Origin of the sequence: Corynebacterium sp. MSK310 (assembly GCF_030227355.1) — a bacterium.
Lineage (GTDB): Bacteria > Actinomycetota > Actinomycetes > Mycobacteriales > Mycobacteriaceae > Corynebacterium > Corynebacterium rhinophilum.
In genome coordinates, this window is sequence record NZ_JASPFZ010000003.1 from 1 (window position 1) to 15960 (window position 15960).

13 protein-coding genes, 1 tRNA gene and 1 pseudogene are annotated in these 15960 nt (G+C 59.7%); 10 read left to right on the forward strand and 5 right to left on the reverse strand.

Annotation, left to right across the window (positions count from 1 at the left end; translation table 11 throughout):
* Positions 1-132 precede the first annotated feature (132 nt).
* From QP891_RS03580 to QP891_RS03595, 4 genes and pseudogenes are all read right to left on the reverse strand, one after another.
* Complete coding sequence (locus tag QP891_RS03580; protein ID WP_023016690.1) at positions 133-267, reverse strand: hypothetical protein; 135 nt, start codon at positions 265-267, stop codon at positions 133-135.
* Positions 268-279: 12 nt separating this feature from the next.
* Complete coding sequence (locus QP891_RS03585) at positions 280-897, reverse strand: hypothetical protein (protein WP_023028242.1); 618 nt, start codon at positions 895-897, stop codon at positions 280-282.
* Between the two features lie 327 nt (positions 898-1224).
* Positions 1225-2442 (reverse strand): annotated as a pseudogene (locus tag QP891_RS03590) (IS3 family transposase).
* A gap of 178 nt (positions 2443-2620) precedes the next feature.
* Positions 2621-4600: an FAD/NAD(P)-binding protein gene (locus QP891_RS03595; RefSeq protein ID WP_237791547.1), complete on the reverse strand. Its 1980-nt coding sequence runs from the start codon at positions 4598-4600 to the stop codon at positions 2621-2623.
* A 262-nt stretch (positions 4601-4862) separates the two neighbouring features.
* On the opposite strand from QP891_RS03595, the gene QP891_RS03600 reads away from it, so the two are divergent.
* The 6 genes from QP891_RS03600 (at position 4863) to QP891_RS03625 (ending at position 12242) form a co-directional block, all read left to right on the forward strand.
* Positions 4863-7277, forward strand: coding sequence for an excinuclease ABC subunit UvrA (locus tag QP891_RS03600; protein WP_284770882.1), 2415 nt, complete (start codon positions 4863-4865; stop codon positions 7275-7277).
* Positions 7278-7353: 76 nt separating this feature from the next.
* Positions 7354-8097, forward strand: coding sequence for a hypothetical protein (locus tag QP891_RS03605; RefSeq protein WP_284770883.1), 744 nt, complete (start codon positions 7354-7356; stop codon positions 8095-8097).
* A gap of 95 nt (positions 8098-8192) precedes the next feature.
* Positions 8193-9815 carry a 2-succinyl-5-enolpyruvyl-6-hydroxy-3-cyclohexene-1-carboxylic-acid synthase gene (gene menD, locus QP891_RS03610; RefSeq protein WP_284770884.1) on the forward strand — a complete coding sequence of 541 codons (1623 nt, stop codon included), beginning with the start codon at positions 8193-8195 and terminating at the stop codon, positions 9813-9815.
* Entirely contained in the window at positions 9816-10259 is a 444-nt protein-coding gene (locus QP891_RS03615; RefSeq protein ID WP_284770885.1) for a DUF3592 domain-containing protein, read from the forward strand.
* 67 nt (positions 10260-10326) lie between these two features.
* Positions 10327-11526 (forward strand): glycosyltransferase family 4 protein, encoded by a 1200-nt coding sequence (locus QP891_RS03620; RefSeq protein ID WP_284816955.1) that lies wholly within the window; start codon positions 10327-10329, stop codon positions 11524-11526.
* 11 nt (positions 11527-11537) lie between these two features.
* The gene (locus QP891_RS03625) at positions 11538-12242 is read left to right on the forward strand and encodes a demethylmenaquinone methyltransferase (RefSeq protein WP_023016699.1); all 705 of its coding nucleotides are present in this window, start codon (positions 11538-11540) and stop codon (positions 12240-12242) included.
* A 13-nt stretch (positions 12243-12255) separates the two neighbouring features.
* On the opposite strand, the gene QP891_RS03630 is transcribed toward QP891_RS03625, so the two are convergent.
* Entirely contained in the window at positions 12256-13524 is a 1269-nt protein-coding gene (locus QP891_RS03630; RefSeq protein ID WP_284770887.1) for a geranylgeranyl reductase family protein, read from the reverse strand.
* 98 nt (positions 13525-13622) lie between these two features.
* On the opposite strand from QP891_RS03630, the gene QP891_RS03635 reads away from it, so the two are divergent.
* From QP891_RS03635 to QP891_RS03650, 4 genes are all read left to right on the forward strand, one after another.
* Positions 13623-14627 (forward strand): polyprenyl synthetase family protein, encoded by a 1005-nt coding sequence (locus QP891_RS03635; protein ID WP_284770888.1) that lies wholly within the window; start codon positions 13623-13625, stop codon positions 14625-14627.
* Positions 14628-14736: 109 nt separating this feature from the next.
* Positions 14737-14818 (forward strand) — tRNA-Tyr (locus QP891_RS03640).
* 170 nt (positions 14819-14988) lie between these two features.
* On the forward strand, positions 14989-15432 hold the full coding sequence (locus QP891_RS03645) for a hypothetical protein (RefSeq protein WP_284770889.1): 444 nt from the start codon (positions 14989-14991) through the stop codon (positions 15430-15432).
* 231 nt (positions 15433-15663) lie between these two features.
* The gene (locus QP891_RS03650; RefSeq protein ID WP_284770890.1) at positions 15664-15960 is read left to right on the forward strand and encodes a hypothetical protein; all 297 of its coding nucleotides are present in this window, start codon (positions 15664-15666) and stop codon (positions 15958-15960) included.

Genomic DNA, 15960 nt, shown 5'->3' on the forward strand with positions numbered 1-15960 from the left:
ATCCGCCCCCGTCCACCCCACCCGCGAGATTGACAAACTACATAGGAACACCCCCCTATTTGACGTGTTAAGTCTGATAAAAATCCGGTTCGCCTACTCGGATGAGTGACGAACCGGAGCGAATGTAATATTCTACTTATTTGAAAACAAAACTCGAAGGCCTTTTCCTTGGAGCTTTGGATTATCTTCCATTCGCTTTTTTAGACCAAGGGCATAGCCAATGCTGCCCCCAGCAAAAACTACAATTGCGATGATCCACAGTGGCATGAGGTTCTCCTTTTAGCAGTGGGTAGATACCCATGTCCAGAATACGGTTTCACCTGCAAATGCTAGTCCAGCAATCGCGGGGTTGACAGCTGCTAGAGCTAGTACTTTGCCCCAAGATGCAGCATGTCCTGCACCGACTAGGCCAACAACGTAAGGGCATACCTGTTCTTTGGAGATGCGCTCTTCCATGGAAGCCTGTAGGCCGGCGATCTGTTCTGGGCTTGCTTCATTAAGACGAGCTCGAAGTGCTTGTGCGCTTTCCTCTGCGGTGATTGTTTTGGCTGAACCGTCAGGGTAAGTAGTAGTCACTTCTCCGGTGTCATTATTGATGGTTGCGGTAACTTCACCGTATTCATCAACTGACAGTGTTTGAGTTGTGAGTCCATGAAGCTCGCCGCCGAGGAAAGCGGGAGTTTCGGCAGGATTTTGACTTACTGCACGTGTTTCTGTGAACGTTTGTGATGGTGGGGCTTGGACTGCCATCGCTGGTGTTTGAGCTGTCGACATAGATACAGCAATAAAAGCTGCCGCTAGGCCTTTCGCTACTTTATGCATTTTATACTCCTTGGGGAAAGATGATGTCGCTGTTTCCAGCACTTTTAGGATAGCGCGCTTTACACCTGGATACATAGATTAATGCCTATGTTAATTATCATAGTTTTGAAATTAATGAGTCAGGCTTGTGAAGAACAAGGTACACCCTATTGTTACGCCGGTTTGGGGCAGAATGTTTGCTGTAAAATAGGGCCACTTCGGCCATTGTTTTACACTTGCATAGTGGGATCTAGACTTTAGATTTGCAGAAAGTAGTGAGTGTGATGTCGGCGAGTAAAGATTCCGGTTCATGTGGGCAGCGGGTGGGCTATATCTATGTCTCGACGGGACCTGACCCCATTTGGTGGACACCTGATTGGGGTTGCCCGCAAATCGTGGACACGTAGTGGAGCTACCTAGTTGTTAGGCAGCGATTTTTTCTTCGTTTCTGGTTTGGGTGATGTGGTTTTCGAAATCGACAGGGCTGACCATCCCGAGGGCGGAGTGCCGGCGCCGACGGTTGTAGACCACCTCAATCCAGTAAGCCACAGCCTGACGCGCAGCAGCGCGGGTTGCCCAGCGCTTCCGGTCGTAGAACTCGGTTTTCAGCGTCGACCAGAACGACTCAGCCATCGCGTTATCGAAACACACCCCGGTACGCCCCACAGACTGGGCAACCCCTAGGTTGCGGCACACCTCCCAGAGCTGCTCGCTGGTAAATTGCGTTCCCCGGTCGGCGTGAAACACGAGACCGTCAGCAACGTCACCGCGCAGCGTATGCGCCATCCGAAGTGCTCGTTCGACCAGGGAAGTATCTTGCACGCTATCCATAGCCCAGCCCAGCACCCTGCGGGAATGACCATCGCGAACCACACATAAGTACAACCAGCCTTCACCAGTGCGCAGATAAGTAATATCTGACATCCGCACCCGGTTGAGCTCACCAGTATCAAACATGCGCTTGACCAGGTCAGGAAGCGTGGACTTGCGCTTGGCTTGGATCGTTGTCACTGGAACGAAAGCACGCGGTGAAATCCCTTCAATGCCCATCATGCGCATCCGCTTGGCTACAGTCTTGCGATTCACACTGATCTGGTAGCGCTCACCTAGTTCTGCGGTGATTCACAGGGCACCATAGACCTCGTCGGAGTCTTTTTCAGATCTGATGAATCTTGCGATCAACATCATCGTAAAATGATGCACGATCATCTTTACCGGATAAGCGTTTCTGCTGCATATGGGCCCATTTGTAATATCCAGACCGAGACACTTTTAACGGTCGTGCCATGCGCTTGATGCTGTAGCTAGCCTTCTTCTGCTGCATCAATTCGAACTTTTCTGCTCGCGTTGCTTCGCGGCGAAGAAGGCTGTCGCTTTTGACAAAAACTCGTTATCCATCTTGGCTTCTGCCAGCTCACGACGCAGACGAGCATTCTCAGCACGAAGATCCGCCTCGCTTAGCCCATCGGAGGATCCTCGGCGTTGACGCTCATTTTTCACCCATCGGCCTAAAAGGCCAGGTGCGACACCAATTTCTTTCGCTACATGAGCAATTGGGCGCTGCGATTCGATTACCAGGTTTGCGGCTTCACGTCGATACTCAGGTGTGTATTTCTGGCGTTGTTGACTCACAATGAACATCCTCTCTTACGGACACAAAATCCGCACTAATCGGGTGTCCACCAAATGGGGGTCAGGTCCGAACGCAGATAAACATAACCTGCCCCAGCATGGGGCTAGGAGTATGAATCCTGGGCTCCTCCGAACGGAACTGCTAACAGCGTAATGGGCAGGCGGTTGCCTGCCCCCTCGCTGATAGCTACGCTTGCCCCGCGAGGGCTACCTGGGCCGCGTGCACGGCGGCCTTATCGGCTTCCTGGATGAACCACGAATCCGTGCCCGGAATGGGCGGGGCCAGGGTGGTATCTGGGTACTCGGCGTGGGCGGGGATTCCTACGAGGTGTAGGCGCTCATCCACGGTGCCGTCGGCGTTGTGGACCTGGCGGGTATCGGGGTCCTCGGCAGGCGAGCCGGTAGGTACCTCGATGCCGTCGCTGGCGGTTTCCGTAAACGCGCGCACGCGGCCGGATTCCACGAGGGAGTGCATGAAGGAATCGTGCGGGGTGCGGCGGATATCGGGCTTGTGCACCCAGGCATCGAGAAGCGTCGTGCCCGGAATGCGCTTGCCGCCAGAGGCGCTGGAGCTGATGGTCCATTCGCCGGCGTCGGCATTCGTACCCAAGACGGGATTGCCGCCGACGAAGCTGACAATGCCGGCATCGACAAGCGCCAGCAATTGCTGCGTGCGGAAGGGCGGCGGGCCGGAGCACGTGGTCTGACCCAAGGAAATGGCCTTATCGAACATGTGGTGGCGCGACTCCAGGGTATAGCGGCCCTCGGCGCCCAGTACCTGGGTGGGTTTGCGGGAGAAACCGACCGACCACAAGGCGGCGCGCACCGGGCTATCCGGGCCCTTCTGGGCCTCTGCCAGGTCCTCGCACAGGCTCTGCACGATGTGCTCGGTGAGCTCCTGCTGGTTGGAAAAATCCTCCGTGAGCAGGTGCATCCAGCGCAACAGGCTGAAATCCTTGGTGGTGTGGTGCGCAATGACCTCATCGAGCTGAGCCAGGCCGTTATAGGCCACGCCCGCATCCACCGGAGTGGCATCGAGGGCAGCGATGATCTCCTCGCGGGAGGAGCGCAGGCTCTCCGGCTCGACGCGGGCGAGGGAATCGATATAGGCCTGGTAGGCATCGCGGGCAACCGCCGGCCACACCTCGGTGTCATAGTTGATGGAGCGCGCGCCCGTGCGGTGGGATAGCTCGGCGACGACCTTCTTCAGGCGCGGGATTTCCGCGGCCGGTGGCAGGGAGCCTTCATCGGATTGCGGCAGGAAGGGATAGCCGCGCCGGGAAGCAGCTGCAAAGGTGGGCTCGGTGCCGGTGGCCTCATAGCGCATGCCCCAAGGCTTGGAGGAATCCTCAACGAACTTACCGCCGCGGCCCACGGTAGACAGGATGAGGATATCGAAAAAGCCCATGCCAAGCCCGCGCACGAGGACTTTCTCATTGTCCTCGATGGAGTCAACGCCCTGGTCAATGGGATTATCAGCGCGAATCCAGCGCAGGCTGGGGTTATCTTCCAAGGTCTTAAGGATCCACCGCTCGTTTTCGGTATAACCCTGGTTTTGCCAGCCCGTGACCGCCAAGGTGGAGCCGGCCTCAACGGTGGTGTCGTTGTTGAGGTGCAAAATATCCGCGCCATCGCGGGATTCAATATCCACCACGCGGGCGTGGTGTTGCTTGACCTCAACCCACTCCGGCACGTCCTGCAGGACCGAGCGGAAGACCCACAGGATGTAGTGGCCGTAGAGCGCGCGCGGCAAATAGGATTCGGGACGCAATTTCTCCAGCTCTGCGCGGCCGAATTCCTCAAGCACCTGTGGATCGAGCGGGTGGGCAGCGGCGTAATCGCGGGCGCCGGCGGGCACGTTGGCATCGCCAAGCGTCAGGCGGATCCACTCGTAGATGGTGGGGCCTTCAACCACCGGAGCCTCCACAGTGGAGCCGGGTTCAGAAAACAGCGTCATGCCGTGTGCGAAGGTATTCATGCACAGGTACTTGGGCTGGTTGATATCCCAAATCTTGCCGCCGCCGTGCTGGGCATCATCGATGAGATGTAGCGTCAGCTTTTCTGGCGGGTGAGACACAGTATTGAGTTGTGCCACGAGGCGCTCGAGGACGGAAATGCCGCGGGGGCCAAGTCCAATCAGCGCGATGGATGAAGTGTTATCGGTCAACGCGGAGCCCTACCTTCTAGCTTATAGACCAAGCGGAATCGTCATAATAGACAATGAAGTCTATCAGTTGGGGCGCTGGCTAAATATGCACCGCCTGTGGCTCGGTGGCGGCAGGGCGCGCTCGCCAGCCGGAACACTCCGGGCGGGCGTGAAATTAATTCTTGGCAGGCGGAGCGGTAGACAGATCGGTAGGCAATGCGCGGCGAGGGTGGCGGGCCGAAGCGTTGCCTTAGGAAGCTGGTGCGCGGGTAGGATTGTGGTCATGACAATCAAGGTTCGCGATGCCCACTTACACAACCTGCGCAACGTCGATGTGGATATGCCGCGCGGCCAACTCGTGGCGGTGACGGGAGTCTCCGGTTCCGGAAAATCCTCTCTGGCCTTTGGCACGATCCACGGGGAAGGGCAGCGCCGCTACCTGGAATCGGTGGCGCCGTTTGCGCGCCGGCTCATTAGCTCCGCGGTGGACCCACAGGTAAGCCAGGTGGAGGGCTTGCCGCCCACGGTGGCGTTGCAGCAATCCACCTCCGGCGGCGGGGCGCGCTCCACGGTGGGCACGGTCTCCGCGCTATCTAATAGCGTGCGCTTGTTGTACTCGCGCGCCGGGGATAACCCTGAGGGGCTCTACTCGGATGCATTTTCGCCGAATACCCCAGAGGGCATGTGCCCGCAGTGCCAAGGTGCGGGCGTGGTGCACGAGCCCACCGAGCAATCGATGGTGCCCGATCCCACCTTGTCCATTGAGGAAGGCGCCATTAAGGCTTGGCCCGGTGCGTGGGCGGGCAAGAATTTTCACGATATCCTCATGAACTTGGGCTATGACCTGGATTCGCCCTGGCAAGACCTGCCGCAGGAAGACCGCGACTGGATCCTATTTACCGAAGAACGCCCCGTGGTCACCGTAAAACCGCTGCGCGGTGCGGACCAGATTCAGCGCAATTATGAAGGCACGTGGCGTTCGGTGGCCAGCTACCTCACCAAGACGCTGCAGGAGACCCAATCGGAATCGCTGCGCAAGCGCACGTTGTCCTTCATGGAATCCCGCGAGTGCGATACCTGCCACGGCCGGCGGTTGAACCCGCGGGCGCTCAAGGTGACGTATGCGGGAATGAGCATCGACAAGCTGGGCGCGCTGCCGCTGGACCAGTTCTATGAGGTGCTCAGCGCGCAGGAGCCGGAGGAGAATTCCGCGGAGGATCTGCTGCTCAAGCAGGTGCTTCCGGCGCTAACCTCCGCCCTGGAGCTGGGGCTGGCGCACCTGAGCCTAGACCGTCCCACCCAGAGCCTTTCGGCGGGTGAATTGCAGCGCATCCGGCTCGCCGCCCAGCTGCGTTCCGGCCTCTTCGGCGTGGCGTATGTGCTCGATGAGCCGTCTGCCGGCCTGCACCCCGATGAGCGCGGGGCGGTGTTGGAGATGTGCCGCCGGTTTATTGACGCCGGTAATTCGGTGCTGCTCGTGGAACACGATATGGACCTGGTGGCCCAGGCGGATTGGCTCGTGGACGTTGGCCCCTACGCCGGCGAGGGCGGCGGCAAGGTGGTCTATTCCGGCCCGGTCGAGGACTACGACGCCGATACCCCCACCGCCCGCGCCTTGGCGCAGCGAGAGCTCGCGCTTGCCGATGCCCCCCGTACCCCCTCCAACCACCTCCGCCTGCGCGGCATTTCCGCGCGCAGCATCGACGGGCTCGATGTTGATTTCGGGCTGGGGCAATTTACCGCTGTGGCCGGGGTCTCGGGGTCGGGCAAGTCGACGCTGGTGAGCACCGTGTTGGCAGAAACCCTCAAGGAATCTGCCACCGCCGTGGCCGATGAGGATAAAGATGACGCAGATGAGGGTGGCCACGAGTTCTCGCTTGCCGGGGTAGAGGGCCTGGATAAGGTCTCCCGGCTGGTGCAGATTTCCCAAAAGCCCATTGGCCGCACCCCGCGTTCCACGCTGGCCACCTATACCGGCCTTTTCGATAACGTGCGCAAGCTCTTTGCCTCCACCCCGGAGGCCAAGGTGCGCAAGTGGACGGTCTCGCGCTTTTCCTACAACGTCAAGCAGGGTCAGTGCCCCACCTGTGGTGGCGCCGGAAAAATCGAGGTAGAACTGGTCTTTTTGCCGGGTTCCTATACCACCTGCCCGCAATGTGGTGGTGCCCGCTTCAACGATGAGACCCTCGAGGTGACCTGGCACGGGCGCAGCATCGCAGAGGTGCTGGAGCTCACCGTGGACGAGGCCGCCGAGTTCTTTGCAGAGGAACCAAAGATCCACCGCGCCATCGCCACACTGCAGGCCGTGGGCCTGGGCTACCTCCGCTTGGGACAAGGCGCGCCTGAGCTTTCCGGCGGCGAGGCGCAGCGCATCAAGCTCGCCACGGAGCTGCAGCGCTCCCGCAATTCGCGGCGCGGGCACACGGTCTACATGCTGGACGAGCCCACCACCGGCCTGCACCCGGCCGATATTGCCCTGCTCAATGCGGAGCTGCACAAGCTTGTCGATGCCGGGCATACCGTGATCGTCATCGAGCACGATCTGAATGTTCTGGCGAGCGCGGACCGCATCATTGAGATGGGCCCTGGCGCCGGCGCAGACGGCGGGCAGATCATCGCCGATGCCACCCCAAGCCAGCTGGCCGCGGAAGATACCGCGACCGGCCGGGCGCTGCGGGCGCGTCAACGTCAGAGCTAGCATCCTCCCTGGTTCAACGCTGGCATCTGGGAGATTCCCTGGGATCTCACAGGAAAATGATGTACATCTGGTAGGCATGACAAATAATGGCTTTGGTGAAAACGGTTCCAATGGCCGAAAAGGCTCTCATAATGATGACCGCGGCACTGACGAGACCCGCCAGTGGTCTGGCCCGGCCGAGGATGCCACGCTCCAGATAGGCCGCGTCCCAGATAATGCGGGCGGTAATGCCCGCAACCAGCGCCCACAGCAGTATTTTCCGGGCGCGCAGCAGCCGCAGAATGAGACGCGGCAATTCGACGCGAACGCCGATTACCAGCAGAATTACCAACAAAACTACCAACAGCCCGGCGGGCAGTATGGCCAGCAGTACGGTCAACAACAGTATGGCCAGCAACAATACGCCCAGCAGCAGCATGAGCCGGTGCCGTCGGACTATGACCCAGATCAGCGCGGCAAGGGAAAGAAAAACAGCGGGATGGCCGGGGTCTTTGCCGCCATCGCCGTCGTTGCCATCCTGGCGGCGGGCGCCCTGTTCTTCATGTGGCGCAATGCCGCGAGCGATGCCGATAAGCCGGCGCCTGAACCGGTGACGGAAACCACGACTACGCAGGTGCCCACCACGGTGACCGAGACCGAGGATGCGGGCCCTGGCATTTCTGAGCGCCTGCGCAATCTGCCGAACCTGCAGGACGATCTCCCCGAAGATATTCCTACCGAGCTGCCACCGGAAATCCAGGACCGCCTGGAAGAAGGCGATGACCTCGACGTGGAGCGCCTCTTGCGGGATCTCTTTGGCAATAGCGGCAACCAGCAGTAGGGCTAGCACGTAGTAGCGGCGGCGCGGTACGGTGTGGCGGGATTGCCATTTGCCGATTGCCGGCCGCTGCGGCGCAGTAGGTAAAATCTGGCAGCATGAATGAATCGATGCAGCTGGCTGAACAGGTGGCCGCCCAATTGGCGCGCCACCTTACCGATGTGGTGTTGTGCCCGGGATCCCGCAACGCACCGCTGTCGCTCGCGCTCCTGGCGCGCGAGGATATCCGGGTGCATACGCGCATTGATGAGCGCGGCGCTGCGTTTACTGCCTTAGGAATGGCGCGCGTGCAGCACCGCCACGTCGGGGTGGTGATGACTTCCGGCACGGCCGTGGCCAATACGCTGCCCGCAGTGGTTGAAGCGCACTATTCGCATACCTCGCTCGCCATAATCAGCGCGGACCGCCCGGAGCGGCTAATCGGCACCGGTGCCTCCCAAACCATCGTGCAAGATGGCATCTTCGGCGTCTATGCGGATACCTCTCAGGTCAACGCGGAAGAGGATATCGCCGCTCTTGCGGAGCGATTTGAGCACGATCTTCAGGTGCACATCAATATCGCCTTTGACGCGCCGCTGGTAGGAGATAGCCTGCCGGAACCTGTAGGTGGCGATGGCACTCGCGCGGCTACCCCGCGGTTTTATGACCACGGCGAGGTCGCGGTGGACTTGAGCAAAAATACCCTCGTCATCGCCGGCGATGAGGCCTGGGAGGTCAAGGGCTTAGAAGACGTACCGACCATCGCGGAGCCCTCCGCGCCGGGACCGTTCCACCCCGTGCACCCGGCCGCGGCGCACATTTTCCGCAAAGCGCAGGTCTCTGCGAATGACTACGTGGTCAATACCAAGGTTGAGCAGGTCATCGTGGTGGGCCACCCCACGCTGCACCGCGGGGTGCTCGCGCTGATGAATGACCCGGATATCGAGCTCGTGGTGCTCTCGCGCACGGCGGACTTTACCAACCAGCGTGGGGATAACGCGCGGCTTGGCACCACCGTCAAGGTCACCGGGGAGCCAAGCCGCGAGTGGCTCAAGATTTGCCAAGGCGCGACCGACATGGCCGGCGAGGCCGTGCGCGCAACATTGGAGGAAGAAGAGCTCGGGTTTACCGGTCTGCACGTAGCGGCGGCTGTAGGCGATACGCTTGCGGTCAATGACACGGTGGTCCTCGGCGCCTCGAATCCGGTGCGCGATGCCTCCCTCATCGGTATGCCCTTCGATGGCGTGGATACCTACGCCCCGCGCGGGGTGGCGGGCATCGATGGCACCGTCTCCCAAGCCATTGGCGTCGCCCTAGCTACGCAATCGCTGGACCCCACCAATTGGCGCGCCCCACGCGTGATGGCCTTGGTAGGGGATGTGACCTTCCTGCACGATGCCAATGGGCTATTGATCCCGGAGGACCAGCCGCGGCCAGAAAACCTCACCATCGTGGTGGCCAATGACAATGGCGGTGGTATCTTTGAAACCCTGGAACAAGGCGCGCCCGCGCTTCGGGATGCCTTCGAGCCGGCCTTTGGAACGCCGCATGGGGTGGGCATCGACAAGCTGGCAGAGGCTTATGACGCAGACTACCGCCTGGTGACCACCCCGCAGGAGCTGCTGGATACCCTGGCAGAGCTCAAGGAATACTCCACGGGCATCACCATCGTGGAGGCGCAGACCACCCGTGCCACGCGCCGGACGCTGCAGGATAAGCTCACGCAGAAGGTGGGCCAGTAAGTGGCCCCGCGCTATACGCCCGCGGTTTTTCGGCGCCGGCTGCACCAGCTCGTGTTGGCCATTTATGTGGCGCTGATCGTGGGCTCGGTGGGCCTCGTGGTGGGGCCATTCCTCAATGACCGCGCCATTTCCGCACAGCCTAACCGGGCCTTGGCAACGGTCAAGGACGTCGGCGTGCTGCGCACCACCGTGGATTTTCAAGATAGTGACGGGATCTACCATGCCCCGCGGCAAGGATTGCTCTATCCCACCGACCTGGGCGAGGGACAGCAGGTATGGGTGCAGTACGCCGAAGATAACCCGGATTTGGTGAAGGTAGAAGGCCGCGAGTGGACCTTGGCGGTCATACCGGCGCTGTCCGTGGCCATCGTGTCGACGCTTGGCGCAGTGGGGTTGTGGCGGCTTATTAACCTGACCACCCGCCGCGCTGAAAAATCCCGCTGAAAAATAATTTACCTAGATTTTTCATTGGATTCACCAAAGGCCGAGAAAAATAAGCCATTATGGTGGCATGCGAGTTGCAATCGTGGCCGAATCGTTCCTTCCCAATGTCAATGGCGTGACAAACTCGGTGCTGCGCGTTTTGGAGCACCTGCACGAAACCGGACACGATGCGATTGTCATCGCCCCCGGTGCCCGCGAGGGCCAAGAAGAAATCCCCGATTATTTGGGCTTTCCCATCTACCGCGTGCCCACCGTGCGCGTGCCGCTGGTGGATTCGCTGCCGGTGGGCGTGCCTACCACGGCCGTGGATGACGCGCTGCGGAAGTTCAAGCCCGATATCATCCACCTAGCCAGCCCGTTTGTGTTGGGTGCAGCGGGCGCATTTTCGGCCCGCCAACAGCGCATTCCGGCAGTGGCGCTCTATCAAACCGATGTCGCCGGGTTCGCCACCAAGTACCACGCCTCCGCATTGGCCTATGGCGTGTGGGAGTGGCTGCGTACCATCCACAATTCCTGCCAGATGACCCTGGCACCGTCCTCGCTAACCATCCGGGACTTGGAAAAACACCACATCAAGCACGTGCGCCACTGGGGCCGCGGCGTCAATGCCGAGCTATTCCATCCCGAAAAGCGCTCTGCATCCCTGCGCCGCAGCTGGGACCGGAGCGGAAAGAAGAACATAGTCGGCTTCGTCGGCCGCTTGGCCGCGGAAAAGGGCGTGCACCGCCTATCGGCACTCAATGACCGCGAGGATATTCAGCTGGTTATTGTCGGTGACGGCCCCGAGCGCCCGCTATTGGAGGCGCAGCTTCCCAGCGCCGTGTTCACCGGCGCGCTGAGCGGTGAGGAGCTAGCGCAGGCCTATGCCTCGTTCGATGTCTTTGTGCACGCCGGCGAATTTGAAACCTTCTGTCAGTCCATCCAAGAGGCCCAAGCCTCTGGCGTGCCCACCATCGGCCCGCAGGCAGGCGGGCCCGTGGATCTTATCCAGGAAGGCTATAACGGCCTGCTTTTAGACGTGGATAGCTTTGTCGAGGACCTGCCCAATGCCGTCGATGCACTCTTAAACCCAGAGGTGCACGCGGAATTGCGGGATAATGCCCGCGCATCCATTTCTTCGAAGACGTGGACCGCGCTGTGCGAGCAGCTGGTGGGCTACTACGAAGAGGTGCTGGAAGATACCCGGCGGGTGCCGCTGACCATTTTGGGGCAGCGCCCGGAGCTGCCGCGGTGGGCGGCTCGTGCCCTTGGGGCCCGCGTAGCCTAGACTAGGCATTTGTGTCTAAGGCAGATCTGGATAAAAAGCCCTTCGACGTCGCGCGCATGTTTGACGCCGTCGGCGAAAAATACGACCTCACCAATACCGTCTTGTCCTTTGGGCAGGACAAGCGCTGGCGCAAGCGCACCCGCGAGCGCCTGAACCTGCAGCCGGGGGAGAAGGTCCTCGACCTCGCGGCCGGAACCGCGGTATCCACAGAAGAGCTGTCCAAATCCGGTGCATGGTGCGTAGCCTGCGACTTTTCGCGCGGCATGCTCGCCGCCGGAAGCGAGCGCGACGTGCCCAAGGTGGCTGGCGATGGCATGAAATTGCCTTTTGCGGATAATACGTTTGACGCCGTCACCATCTCCTATGGCCTGCGCAATATCCACGATTACGAGCTGGGGCTGCGGGAAATGGCGCGCGTGACCAAGCCGGGCGGGCGCCTGGCGGTGGCGGAATTTTCCACGCCCATCGTCCCGGTATTTGGCACCGTGTACAAGGAATACCTCATGCGCCTGCTGCCCCCGGTTGCGCGCGTGGTCTCCTCCAACCCGGATGCCTATATTTACCTCGCGGAATCCATCCGCGCTTGGCCTGGACAAGAGGAGTTGGCGGCGGCCATCAACCGCAATGGTTGGGCCAACGCGGGCTGGCAAAACCTCACCCTGGGTATCGTTGCCTTGCACTCGGCAACGAAGCCGCTTGCCGATGCCCCACAGTAACCCCTGAAGCTCCCTAGACCGCCGCAGTGGAGGCCCACAGGGGCGTATCGCGCCGGACGGTGCCAACGGTGCGGCCGGCCGTGCGCCACAGGCGGGCGATAAGGTCGCGGTCCTCCTCCGTGATGAGGTTGCCCATAAGGCGGGCTGCCGCGGGCATCAGCAAGCGGCCCACCGGACCGCGCAGCGCCAACGGGCCCGCCACGGGCAGGAATTGCGGGTAGGTCAACAGGCGGGCGGCCGTGCGCGCAAGCAGGAAGGATTCGCCGTAGTGCTCGCGCAGGGTAGCTGGCCACGCGAGGGTGAAATCTTTCGGCCCGAGCATGCCCACCGCGAGCGCTGCGGTCTCGAGGCCGTAGTCGATGCCCTCGCCGTTTAAGGGGTTGACGCAAGCGGCGGCATCGCCAATAAGCATCCAATTGGCCCCCGCCACATTAGAGACCGCCCCGCCCATGGGCAGCAGGGCAGAGGTGACGTGTTCGATGTCCCCAAGGCCCCACTCCGCGCGCTGCTGGGCGGCGTAGAATTCCAGCAACTTTTTGGTATTAATCTTGGCCGGCCGCTGCGCGGTCGAAAGCGCGCCGACGCCGATATTGACCTGCCCAAGCTCTGCTCCCAACGGGAAAATCCACCCGTAGCCGGGCTGGACGGAATCGTCTTCGTCTTTTAATTCCACGTGCGAGTGCATCCACGGCTCGGTTGCCTGAGGGGAGGCGGCATAGGAGCGCGCGGCGATGCCATAGACCTCATCGCGGTGCCAGGTGCGGCCCAATTGCTTGCCAAAGGCAGAACGCACGCCATCGGCCACGATGAGCCATTTCGGCCGAATAATCTGCTCGCCAATGCGAAACGAGGTCACCCGGTTGCCCTCCATCACCGGGGCGCTCGCGGGGGTACCGGATATGAGCGTGGCACCTGCGGCGGTGGCGGCCTCTACCAGCTGCGCATCAAGCCTAAAGCGCGGCAGGGCAGTGCCTGCCTGCGAAGGGTAGGTCTGCGGCCACGGGGCGGTGACGTCCCCGCCGTAGCCGTGCAGTTTAAGCCCGCGATTGCGGTAGGAGGCGTTAACGGTAATGCCGAGCTTATCTAGCTGGTGCATTGCCCGCGGGGTGAGGCCATCGCCGCAGGTTTTATCGCGGGGGAAGGCGGATGAATCAATGAGGACAGTCTCATAGCCAGCGCGGGCGGCGTGGGTGGCCGCGGCACTTCCTGCGGGTCCTGCACCGATGATGGCGACTTCGACAGGGCGGGGGGAATCGATCTGTTCCGACATAGGGACTATCATTGCACTAGTTCAACCCCTCAAGTGTGTTAAGGGGGCTGGTTTGGACTACGGTAGATAAACGATTATCTCTGGCTTTTAATTGCAAGGAACGCTATTTAATGACTCACGGCCACTCGCATGCCACTCACGTGGATCTTGGTGATCCACAGCTTAATGAACGCATTGGCGCGGGCATGGAAGCAGTAGAAGAAAAGCTGCGCAGTGAAACTGACCGCGGCCAGGACTTCTTGAAGGACAAGGTAAGCCATCTGTCCAAGGCAGGTGGCAAGCGCTTTCGTCCGATGATGGCACTGCTTGCCTCTGAGTACGGCACCAAACCGGGCTGTGAAGAGGTTATTAAGTCCGCCACCGTTGTGGAGATGGTGCACGTTGCCACCCTGTACCACGATGATGTGATGGATGAGGCGGACCGCCGCCGCGGCGTGGAATCCGCCAACTCCCGGTGGAATAACTCCGTAGCCATCCTTGCCGGCGATGCCCTCCTCGCACACGCCTCCCGCCTGATGAGCCAACTAGATACCCATACCGTAGGCCACTTCGCGGATACCTTTGAAGAGCTGGTGACCGGCCAGATGCGCGAGACCATTGGTGCTGGCGAAGCCAACCCCGTGGACCACTATATGGCCGTTATTCAGGAAAAGACCGCGGTGCTTATCGCCTCTGCCGGCTACCTCGGCGCGTACCACTCGGGCGCTTCTGCAGAATACGCTGCTGCGTTGAGCCGCATTGGCGGTGCCATCGGCATGATTTTCCAGATTGTGGACGATGTCATCGATATCTTCTCCGATCCAGAAGAGTCCGGAAAGACTCCGGGCACCGACCTGCGCGAGGGTGTCTTTACCCTCCCCGTCCTCTACGCCTTGGAAGAGGACGGCGAGGTGGGAGACCAGCTGCGTGAGCTGCTGACAGGCCCCCTAGAAACCGATGCTGAGGTCGAGCGTGCCATTGAGCTCCTGCGCCAGTCTGGCGGCCGTCAGCGGGCGCTAGAGGACATTAACGCCTACCTCCGCACGGTAGAAGAACAGCTTTCCGTACTGCCGGAAAATTCCGCTAGCCAAGCGCTGCGCCAGCTCGCGGATTACACCGTTCGCCGCGTGGGCTAGCTGCTTGCCTGCACCCCTCCTACACACCCCATTTCTCCCCGCTGCGCTGGCGATTTGGAGGTAGGTGGGTGCTTCATAGTAAAGTACATACACGCACCACAGAGTGCATGCCAGGTTGCCCGAGCGGCCAAAGGGAGCGGACTGTAAATCCGCCGGCATTGCCTTCAGAAGTTCGAATCTTCTACCTGGCACAACACAGAGCCCCACAAGCACAAGCTTGTGGGGCTTCGTCGTTTTCTCCTGCAAGGCGGATCTGAAAGCTCAATGGGACGCGGCACACCTTGAATAGGACTAACAGATGCTCGTGATAGCCCAGAATAAGGTTAGTTTTCAGTACGTGAACGATTGATAAGGTGTCTGCATGCGGTTGAATAAGCTTGCTATCAGTACTGTTTGCTTACCTTTAATGCTCGTAGGTTGTGGTGTGCAAGACCCTGAGCCCTCTGCAGAATCTGAGGCACCGAATAATGGCGATACTTCTCTGGAGGGTTTTGAGCCCCGTCCCTCAGACGCTCCAATACTTGGGAATGTTACGGCTGAAGGGGAGTGCGATCCGCAAGTGGTGAAAATGGATAACGAGAAGAATACGCCCCACATTCACTATGAAGGTCAACCCGGTGATGAATTAACCATCAAATATATGAATGGCGACGAAGTTGTGCAGGAGGATAGCGTTGAACTGTCCAGCACAACAACTAGTATCCAAACTGGATCCAGTACCTATAACGGGGATTTGGACCGTGCTGAAATCGTTGCCAAAGGTCGCTCTGGTACCGATGGCACGTGTCATATCACCATTAAATAGTTGATATTCGCTGTTGAGGGAATTCTCTACTCTTGATCTCTTAGCAATCGATAAACCCAGATCCCGGAGTATCGGAATATTGAACATCTCTTGTGCTTGTTCAAGTAGTCGGTTTGGCTCGTCTAATGCTTTTTGAATCGGCTTTTCGTGCCCATTGAGAAGTATCAGGCACCGTCTCATCTTGGGAGAGAGGAGTCTTCCAGCGTTTTATTTTCGCATACGATGAAGGGCATGGAAGAAAGGCGGCTAACAACACTATTTTTTGGCAATGTAGTGCTTGAATCCCAAATCTCGGGTACGTTTCCCAAAATGTACGCTGCGGATATGCGGTCTTATTGGATAAGGCCGAGCAGAGATGGTGCCATTGCTGTTCCACTAGATGATCTTCGCGGACAAATTACTGCGGATAGGGCTAAGGCACTTTCTGAGAAAATCTTTGAATCGGTTGCCTTAGAACTAGAGAAGAATTATGCAGGAGGCAAAAGCCAAGCAGTACAAGAGCTTACTGCTTGGCTTTTGCAAGAGTAG

Coding starts and splice junctions, on each gene's coding strand:
- QP891_RS03580 (WP_023016690.1), bottom strand. CDS start 267: ATGCCACTGTGGATCATCGCAATTGTAGTTTTTGCTGGGGGCAGCATT.
- QP891_RS03585 (WP_023028242.1), bottom strand. CDS start 897: ATGTATCCAGGTGTAAAGCGCGCTATCCTAAAAGTGCTGGAAACAGCG.
- QP891_RS03600 (WP_284770882.1), top strand. CDS start 4,863: ATGACAATCAAGGTTCGCGATGCCCACTTACACAACCTGCGCAACGTC.
- QP891_RS03605 (WP_284770883.1), top strand. CDS start 7,354: ATGACAAATAATGGCTTTGGTGAAAACGGTTCCAATGGCCGAAAAGGC.
- menD (WP_284770884.1), top strand. CDS start 8,193: ATGAATGAATCGATGCAGCTGGCTGAACAGGTGGCCGCCCAATTGGCG.
- QP891_RS03620 (WP_284816955.1), top strand. CDS start 10,327: ATGCGAGTTGCAATCGTGGCCGAATCGTTCCTTCCCAATGTCAATGGC.
- QP891_RS03630 (WP_284770887.1), bottom strand. CDS start 13,524: ATGATAGTCCCTATGTCGGAACAGATCGATTCCCCCCGCCCTGTCGAA.
- QP891_RS03635 (WP_284770888.1), top strand. CDS start 13,623: ATGACTCACGGCCACTCGCATGCCACTCACGTGGATCTTGGTGATCCA.
- QP891_RS03645 (WP_284770889.1), top strand. CDS start 14,989: ATGCGGTTGAATAAGCTTGCTATCAGTACTGTTTGCTTACCTTTAATG.
- QP891_RS03650 (WP_284770890.1), top strand. CDS start 15,664: ATGGAAGAAAGGCGGCTAACAACACTATTTTTTGGCAATGTAGTGCTT.